We start from the raw sequence: 8,366 nt of genomic DNA, 5'->3' as shown, positions 1-8,366 counted from the left end.
AGTTTAGCGAGACCCCGCCTGAACCGAGCACCGCAGGTTGCCCGTAGCGAAGCGAAGGGACGCAGCAACCAGGGTCGCCTTTTCTTTTGCTTACTTTTCTTTTGGCGAAGCAAAAGAAAAGTGAGTAGCCGCCGGGCTACCCCCGGCCAACCGCCCTCAGCAGAGAGCGCGCAGGCCGGAGCAAGACCCGGCTTCAGCCAAGGCTGGAATGAATCATCTCCCTAACCCGCGGATAAATCTGCTGATTCCACTTACGCCCACTGAACACCCCGTAATGCCCAACCCCCGTCTGCACATGATGAGTCTTCATATAAGGCCGTATCCCGGTGCACAGGTCTTGCGCGGCCACCGTCTGCCCGACTGAACAGATGTCGTCGCGCTCACCCTCCACCGTCATCAACGCGGTGCGGCGTATGGCGGCGGGTTTCACGAGGCGACCGCGGTAGCTGAGCTTTCCCAGCGGCAGGTCGTAGGTCTGGAASACCTTCTCSACGGTYTCSAGRTAGAACTCSGCSGGCAGGTCGTTGACGGCCAGGTATTCGTCGTAGAACACGCGGATGATGTTGGCCTTTTCCACGTCGCCGTCGAGCAGGTGCTGGTACATATCCTGGAAGGATTTTTTATGCCGTTCCAGGTTCATGCTGAGGAAGGCGCTCAGTTGCACAAAGCCTGGGTAGACACGCCGCATGTAACCCGCGTGCGGCAGCGGCACATGGCTGATCAAATTTTTCTCGAACCACTCGATCGGCTTGCTGGTGGCCAGCGTGTTGACGCCCGTCGGGTTCACGCGACAGTCCACCGGGCCGGCCATCAGCGTCAGGCTGCGCGGCTGGGCCGGATCGTCGTCTTCGGCCATGATGGCCGTCGCCGCCAGCGCCGCCACGCAGGGCTGGCACACCGCCACCACATGCGTGCCCGGGCCTATGGCCTGGGTGAAGCGGATCATGTGGTCAATATAGTCGTCCAGCGCGAAGGCACCGTGGCGCAGGGCTACGTCGCGCGCGTTGTGCCAGTCGGTGATGTAGACGTCGTGGTCCTGCAGCAGCGTGCGCACGGTCTCGCGCAGCAGCGTGGCGAAGTGGCCCGATAGCGGGGCCACCAGCAGCACCGGCGGCTGGAAAGGCAGATCGGCCGGGGTTTCTTTTTTGAAGCGCAGCAGGGTGCCGAAGGGCATGGACAGCACGGCCTCTTCGGTAACCGCGAATTCGCGCTCGCCCACCTTTACCGAGGTGATGCCGTAGGCCGGGCGTGAATGCGTCAGGCGCAGGCGCGAAAACACCTCCATGGATGCCGAGAACTTGCGCAGCAGGCTTCCCTCGGTTTTGCCCAGCCAGAGCGCCGCGCTGCCGCCTTGGGCCAGCAGGCGAAGCGGCGACATCAGGTCGGACTGGAGTTGGTAGGCCTGGTAAAGCATGGGTTTCCTGGCTTGGTTCGGGCTTGTGGCCCAGGTAACCGGGATGCAGGCAAGTTACGGGCCAGTCGTCACCGGCTGCCCGCGCGCTGGCACAAGCCTTGCGGAGGGTTGGTCACCCCCCGGGTAATGGGGACCAACTTTGCGGTTCAAGGAGCAATCTCATGGCCAAGGCAGTCCTGACGATCAGCAGCAAAAACTACGGCGCCTGGGCGCTGCGCGGCTGGCTGCTGGCGAAATTTGCCGGGCTGGAATTCACCGAAAAAGTGATCTCCCCCGACGACCCGGCCATGAAGGCCGAGATGCTGCTGCTGTCGTCCAGCATGCTGGTGCCCTCGTTGCAGCACGACGGCGTCAAAGTCTGGGACACGCTGGCCATTGCCGAATACCTCAATGAAATCAAGCCCAAAGCGCAGCTGTTGCCGGCGGACGTCAAGGTGCGGGCACATTGCCGCGCGGTCTGCGGCGAAATGCATTCGGGCTTTGCCTCGCTGCGCGCCGCGTTGCCGATGAACCTCAAGGCCCATTTCCCGAACTTCAAGGTCTGGTCGCGTGCGCAGGCTGACATCGACCGGGTGCTGGAGATCTGGAAGGAATGCCTGGCTTCCTATGGCGGTCCTTATTTGTTCGGCAAACAGCTGTCGGTGGCGGATGCGATGTATGCGCCAGTGGTCACTCGCTTTCTCACTTACGACGTGGCGCTGGACAAGGCTTGTATGGCTTATTGCAAGCGGGTTATGGAGTTGCCGGCTATGAAGGAGTGGGTTGCTGCGGCTAAGAAGGAGCCGGATGACATTGATGAACTTGATGCTGAGTTCTGAGGCTTGTTGGGGCTGAGTTCTCTGCTGAAGCTTGCTGGCCGGGAGTGGCCCGGCGGCCAGTAACTTTCTTTTGCTTCGCCAAAAGAAAGTCACCAAAGAAAAGGCGACCCTGGTTCCTGCGTCCCCTGCGCTTCGCTCCGGGGCAACCTGCGGTGCTCGGTCCAGACGGGGTCAAAAACAACTCGCTTCGCTCAAACAAGTTTTTGCCCTGATCCGTCTGGACCTCCGCTCCTCGGCGCATACACAAGGGGCAAGCGGGTTCGGGAACGGATTCGGGAACCTGTTCGGGTTTGGGGCGGTGGTTATTTCCAGGGTGTTGGAGGTGGAATTTCGCAGACGGGGTCTACGTCTATGGATTTGAAATCCGCCGGCCCGACGATTTCCAGGTATTCCATGTCGGGGGAGTAGTCGAACAGGAAGTGCTTGATGCCCGGGCGCTGGTGCACCACATCGCCGGCTTCGACCAGGGTTTCCTTGTCTTCGTACATAAAGCGCGCCCAGCCCTTGACCATGATCACGATCTGGAAATCTGCCTCATGACGGTGCCATCCCGTGCCTGTTTCTGGTGCCATATTGGCCTTCACAAGGTGCGCGATGACTTTGCCGTGGGTCGCGTCGGCAATGCCAAGGTCGCGGTACAGGAAAAAGTCTCGCAAACCACCGGAGACAAACTGCGTGTCACCAGGCTTGACGTGGGAAAACTTGGTCGCGGTGCGGTCCAGCATGGGGTGCTCCTGTTCAATCAAGACATCCAACTCGGGATTGGTGCGGTGCAGCAAGCATGAAGTGTTCCAGAGTGTGTGGCACGCGCTATACCGCTGGCTGCATAGCCAGGGCGATAAAGAGGGTGGCCGGTTGCAAAGCTATAGTTCAGGAACGTCTAAACCACCACCCATACGATTCCAAGGCGTCTGACATGTGGCCCAAGCTCATTCGTTTCCTCAAGGGGGAGCAGAGACCTGTAACGCTCTCTGTACCCAATGCCGTATTGGGCACGCTCGATTACTCAAAAGACGACGAGTGCTGGATGACGGCGGAGAACAGCGCCCACCTGCCGTTCCGCATCTTCATCGCTGGGAACTGGGACAAGTCGGCCACCGTGATTTCACCCGACCCACGGCTGATTGAACATGCCGAATCCATTGCCTGCAGCGCCAAAGATTTTCTCGCATTGGTGGAAAACTTCGTCAAGTCAGAACTCGCCACGCGGAGGCACCTCAGGGGATGGGCCGAAGAAGTGAAGCAACTCAAAGTGAGCGCTCTCAATCTGGCCTGGGCTCAACGCCCGAACGATGGAATGATTGAATTCGAGGGGCCAGACGAGTTTCGCTTGTGGCGCTGTGACTATCTGAACCGTCAGCCGGCGGGAATGCTGGGCTTCGATAGCTAGAGCGTCCCCTTACGAGGCAGAGGCCTGACCCTGCTTCAAGCGAGTGCCGGCTTGATCGGTTTTGTCGACACTTTCACCGTAGAAAATACCGTACATGCCTCCATCGTTAAAGACCCGAAAGCCCATTGACCAACTCCAGCCGGAAGACCTCATCGCGTTTCCCATCTGGGAGTTCGCAAGCGACGAGGAAGGGGATGAAGAGCAGGACGAAACCTGGGTTCGCCCTTATCCGGCGAAGATGATGGGTCCAGACCTTTACGCCCTGTCCGTTGCTGCTGATTTCCTTGCTTCCTCGGGCCAAATGTTCACCGGCTTTGTTGGCGTGACCACGGCTGGCGGTCTCGAGTTTGGGCATGGGGTGCTGCTGCATGAAAACGACCACATCTTCGTTCCCTCGGCCGAGTACCCGCAAGCAAAAAAAGAACGCAAGGCGGTTGCGGCCGCGCTGCGCATCAAAGAGTCTCAGGTTTTCCCGCTCAAGTTCACATTGCGTGTTCTTCTGCAGGGCGAAGTTGCACTGCGCCACGGAGAGTTCGCGTAGTCGCAGTGCCGGCAAGCAACCAAACGTTCGCGCCATGTCTGTTCTGGATCGACCATTCTTCAATCTGTCTGTGATCAAGGCACCGGTGGCCGAGGTTGCACAGGCGTTTGATCGCTATCCGCCAATGCGGGTTCATAGCAGCCCAACCCCGTTTGTCTTGCCCGAACAGCCGTACACGGAGGAGAAAGACGCGCCGCCGCTCATTCTCTGGTCACCGGTTAACGCGCCTGGGCTAACGGTTTTTATGCCGCACCTGTCTGCGGGAGACGGCTACRTGCCTGCCTATGCGCAGTCGACGTTTCGTTTTGACGTTGTGTCAATTCGAAGCACCGCCGATGATTGCAAGAAGGACGCTCTCAACGAGTTTTCCGCTTATTCCAAAGGCGCTTTGTTGCGCTTTGTGCGCGTCATGAGTGACAACCCGGGCTGGGACTTCTATCAAAAAGGAGAGCCCTTGTCCTTCGAAAACCTGGAAAACTATCAGTTGCGATTAAAGCGGAAACGATTGCAGCGGAGCGATGTGCTTGCCTACGTTGAATCCTGGGGCGCCCCAATAACATCGGCAATGTTCTGGCGCAGCGATTTTTCCGCTGTAACTTTCCAGCCGAAAAAGGCCGGCTAAGCCGTCACTCAGGACCCGGCTGCCTTCGGCATCGGTTTGACCTTACCGCCAGAAAGCCAGTGCTCCCCACACGCCGGGGTGTGTTCAGATTTGCCAACGACGGGCCTGGATCAGTCTGTCTCTGTGACCATTCGGCCCCTCTGGGATAATCCCCCCATGAGCGGAAATACCCTAGGAACCCTATTCGCAGTCACCAATTTCGGTGAATCCCACGGCCCGGCCATTGGCTGCGTGATTGACGGTTGCCCGCCGGGCATGGATTTGAGCGAGGCCGACATCCAGGCCGACCTGGACCGCCGCCGTCCCGGCACCAGCCGCCATGTGACCCAGCGTAATGAACCCGATGCCGTCGAGATCCTCTCCGGCGTCTACCAGGGCAAGACCACSGGCACGCCGATCKSSCTGYTGATCCRSAACACCGACCAGCGCAGCAAGGACTACAGCAACATCCTGGAGACCTTCCGCCCCGGCCATGCCGACTACAGCTATCTGCACAAATACGGCCTGCGCGACCCGCGCGGCGGCGGCCGCTCGTCGGCGCGGCTGACGGCGCCCACGGTGGCGGCCGGTGCCGTCGCCAAAAAATGGTTGTTCGAAAAATACGGCACGGTGTTTCGCGGCTGCATGACGCAGGTCGGCGATGAAGTCATTCCCTTCGAATCCTGGGAGCACGTGCCGAACAACCCGTTTTTTGCGCCGGTGGCCGACGTGTCAAAGCTTGAAAACTACATGGACGCCTTGCGCAAGGCCGGCGACTCCTGCGGCGCGCGCATACGCGTCACGGCTTCCGGCGTGCCGGTCGGCCTGGGTGAGCCGCTGTACGACAAGCTGGACGCCGAAATTGCCTTTGCCATGATGGGCATCAATGCGGTCAAGGGCGTTGAAATCGGCGCCGGTTTCGCCAGCGTCACGCAGCGCGGCACCACGCATGGTGATTCACTGACGCCGGAAGGTTTTCTGTCGAACAATGCCGGCGGTGTACTGGGCGGCATCAGCACCGGCCAGGACCTGGAAGTCTCGATCGCGATCAAGCCGACCAGTTCCATCATCACGCCGCGCCAGTCGATCGACACGGCCGGCAATCCGGCCGAAGTGGTGACCAAGGGCCGACATGACCCCTGCGTGGGCATACGCGCCACGCCGATCGCTGAAGCGCTGCTGGCGCTGGTGGTGATGGAGCATGCGCTGCGCCAGCGTGCGCAAAACGCTGATGTCGTCGTTACGACGCCTGATATCAGCCGCTCAAAGAAGTAATTTCAAGGCTCGGGCGGCGCAGCCCGAAACGGGTTAAAGCCCGTGATCAGCGCGGTGGCCGACAGCACCAGGACGCAGCCGGGCAGCATGCTGGCCGTCACCGGCTCGCCGAGAAACAGCCCGCCCCAGGTCACGCCGAACAGCGGGATCATGAAGGCCGCCGACGTGGCGGCGCTGGCCGGGATCTCGCGCATCAGCCGCATGCTGATCCAGTACATAAAACCCGAGGTCAGCGTACCCAGCACCGTCACGGCCGCCACGGCGCCCGGCGTCAGGACGGCCGAGGGCGCGGCGATCCCGCCCGGTATGACCAGGATCAGGGCCGCGGCAATGTGCACCACCGCTGACGAGGGAAGAGGTGAATAGGCCATGGTGGCGCGTTTCATGAGGATGGCGCCGAAGCCGTAGCTGGCCGACGCGGCCACGCAGGCCAGCGCCGCCAGCACCACCCGGGGTGTGACGGCGACCGGGCCCAGCTGCACCAGCAGCGTGACACCGGCAAAGCCGACCGCGCAGCCGAGCAGGCGGATGCGGGTGAGTTTTTCCTCGCCCGCCAGCGCGGCGGCCATCACGCCGAAAAGCGGCGCCGTGGCATTGAGCACCGCCGAATAGCCCGAGGGAATGACCAGCGCGGCCCAGTTGTACAGCACAAAAGGAATCACCACCGACAGCATGCTCAGCAGCGCCAGCCGGGGCCACGCCTCGCGTGGCGGCCACTGGCCGCGCAGCCTGCTCATCAGCAGGCCCAGCACGATCGCCGCCAGGGTGCAGCGGGTGGCCGCCACCACCCACGGCCCCAGGGCGGGACTGGCGATACGCAGCAGGGGAAATGATGCGCCCCAGAGGGCGGACATCGCGATGAGCTGGAGGAAGTGTCGGGTTTGCATGAAACGCCGCGCGGGCGGCAACAAAAGCGGCGATGGGAAAGATGGCTGGCTTGATTGTGCAAGATTCGGCCCGACGCTGCAGCGGCCGCAAGGCATGGCTGGGGTGAAGGCGCGAATCTTTCCTACACAGCACCCGGCCCGGGCCGCCCTAAATGGAGGTTTTCACCCATCCACTTTCACCCATCCACTTTTGAGGAAGCGCCATGCCCAAAACCACTCCCTCTTCACGGACGTCCTCCACGCGCCCATCCGCACGCGCGGAGCCCGTCACCGCCAAACAGCAAAAAATCCAGCGCGAACAGGACAGCAAGGACGAGGCCAAGCGTGCCGAGCGTGAAGCCACTGCCGGCAAGCAGAAAAAAGCCGTGCAAGCCGGCCTGCGGGACTATCCCGAGCCGCCGCTGCCGAAGCAGYACCTGCGCAAGCCGGGCCTGGAAGCTGAAATGGAACTCAAGCCGCAATTCATGGCGCCGGGCTACAAAGGCAGCGGCAAGCTCGAGGGCCTGACCGCGCTGGTTACCGGCGCCGACTCCGGCATTGGCCGTGCCGTAGCCGTGCTCTTCGCGCGCGAAGGTGCCGACGTCGCCGTGGCCTACCTCAGTTCTGACCACGACGCAAAAGAGACCCAGCGCTGCATCGAAGCCGAAGGCCGGCGCTGCGTGCTGATCGCGGGCGACGTCAAGGACGCGGCCTTCTGCCGCGAAGCGGTCAAGAAAACCGTCAAGTCGCTGGGCAAGCTTGACATCCTCGTCAACAACGCCGCCTTCCAGGAGCATGCCGAGTCGCTGGAAGACCTGACGGAGGAACGCTTTGACGAAACCCTGCGCACCAATGTCTACGGCTACTTCCATATGGCCAAGGCGGCGTTGCCGCACTTGAAGCAAGGTTCCTGCATCATCAACACCGGCTCGGTGACCGGGCTGGAGGGCAGCGCCAAGCTGCTCGACTATTCAGCGACCAAGGGCGCCATCCACGCGTTCACCAAAGCGCTGGCCAGCAACCTGATCGACAAAGGCATACGTGTGAACGCCGTGGCCCCCGGCCCGGTCTGGACGCCGCTGAACCCGGCCGACTCACCGGCCGACATGGTCCAGAACTTCGGCAAGAAGACCGACATGCGGCGGCCCGCGCAACCTGAAGAGCTGTCTCCTGCTTATGTGTTCCTGGCGTCGCCGGTGTGTTCGAGCTATATCACCGGGATTGTTTTGCCTGTTACTGGGAGTGTTGGAGCGGTTTGATTTTTTTGCCTCTTCCGGGGCGGGGCTGGTTTTTGCTCCGGCGGTGCGCTCGCTGCTGAGGGTTGCTGGCCGGGGTCGCCCGGCGGCGACTCACTTTTCTTTGCTTCGCCAAAGAAAAGTAAGCAAAAGAAAGGCGACCCGCAGTCTGGGTCCCTACGCTTCGCTACGGGCAACCTGCGGTGCTCGAGCCAAGCGGGGTCTC

Annotated in this window: 9 protein-coding genes; 6 read left to right on the top strand and 3 right to left on the bottom strand. The window is 61.4% G+C overall.

Annotation, left to right across the window (positions count from 1 at the left end):
* Positions 1–193 precede the first annotated feature (193 nt).
* On the bottom strand, positions 194–1,414 hold the full coding sequence (locus tag AC1D1Y_RS25420; RefSeq protein WP_477684797.1) for a polyhydroxyalkanoate depolymerase: 1,221 nt from the start codon (positions 1,412–1,414) through the stop codon (positions 194–196).
* A gap of 161 nt (positions 1,415–1,575) precedes the next feature.
* Here AC1D1Y_RS25420 and AC1D1Y_RS25415 point away from each other — a divergent pair, with 161 nt between their 5' ends.
* Positions 1,576–2,232, top strand: a complete 657-nt coding sequence (locus AC1D1Y_RS25415; RefSeq protein WP_477684796.1) for a glutathione S-transferase — start codon at positions 1,576–1,578, stop codon at positions 2,230–2,232.
* Between the two features lie 302 nt (positions 2,233–2,534).
* Here the strand turns inward: AC1D1Y_RS25415 and AC1D1Y_RS25410 are convergent, their stop codons facing one another.
* A complete protein-coding gene (locus AC1D1Y_RS25410) occupies positions 2,535–2,957 on the bottom strand; it encodes a cupin domain-containing protein (RefSeq protein ID WP_477684795.1) in 423 nt (140 codons plus the stop codon).
* A 191-nt stretch (positions 2,958–3,148) separates the two neighbouring features.
* On the opposite strand from AC1D1Y_RS25410, the gene AC1D1Y_RS25405 reads away from it, so the two are divergent.
* The 4 genes from AC1D1Y_RS25405 to aroC all read left to right on the top strand — a co-directional run bounded on the left by AC1D1Y_RS25405 (position 3,149) and on the right by aroC (position 6,039).
* Positions 3,149–3,622, top strand: a complete 474-nt coding sequence (locus AC1D1Y_RS25405) for a hypothetical protein (RefSeq protein ID WP_477684794.1) — start codon at positions 3,149–3,151, stop codon at positions 3,620–3,622.
* 94 nt (positions 3,623–3,716) lie between these two features.
* The gene (locus AC1D1Y_RS25400) at positions 3,717–4,163 is read left to right on the top strand and encodes a hypothetical protein (protein ID WP_477684793.1); all 447 of its coding nucleotides are present in this window, start codon (positions 3,717–3,719) and stop codon (positions 4,161–4,163) included.
* Between the two features lie 34 nt (positions 4,164–4,197).
* Positions 4,198–4,785: a hypothetical protein gene (locus AC1D1Y_RS25395; protein WP_477684792.1), complete on the top strand. Its 588-nt coding sequence runs from the start codon at positions 4,198–4,200 to the stop codon at positions 4,783–4,785.
* Positions 4,786–4,941: 156 nt separating this feature from the next.
* Entirely contained in the window at positions 4,942–6,039 is a 1,098-nt protein-coding gene (gene aroC / locus AC1D1Y_RS25390) for a chorismate synthase (RefSeq protein ID WP_477684791.1), read from the top strand.
* A 2-nt stretch (positions 6,040–6,041) separates the two neighbouring features.
* Here aroC and AC1D1Y_RS25385 read toward each other — a convergent pair whose 3' ends face one another.
* Positions 6,042–6,926, bottom strand: coding sequence for a DMT family transporter (locus tag AC1D1Y_RS25385; protein ID WP_477684790.1), 885 nt, complete (start codon positions 6,924–6,926; stop codon positions 6,042–6,044).
* Positions 6,927–7,129: 203 nt separating this feature from the next.
* Here AC1D1Y_RS25385 and AC1D1Y_RS25380 point away from each other — a divergent pair, with 203 nt between their 5' ends.
* Complete coding sequence (locus tag AC1D1Y_RS25380) at positions 7,130–8,164, top strand: SDR family oxidoreductase (RefSeq protein ID WP_477684789.1); 1,035 nt, start codon at positions 7,130–7,132, stop codon at positions 8,162–8,164.
* The last annotated feature ends 202 nt before the right edge of the window (positions 8,165–8,366 follow it).

This window comes from Polaromonas sp. P1_G1, assembly GCF_056405595.1.
The sequence above is the reverse complement of the archived record's forward strand: the minus strand, read 5'-3'. Positions and strand labels throughout refer to the sequence as shown.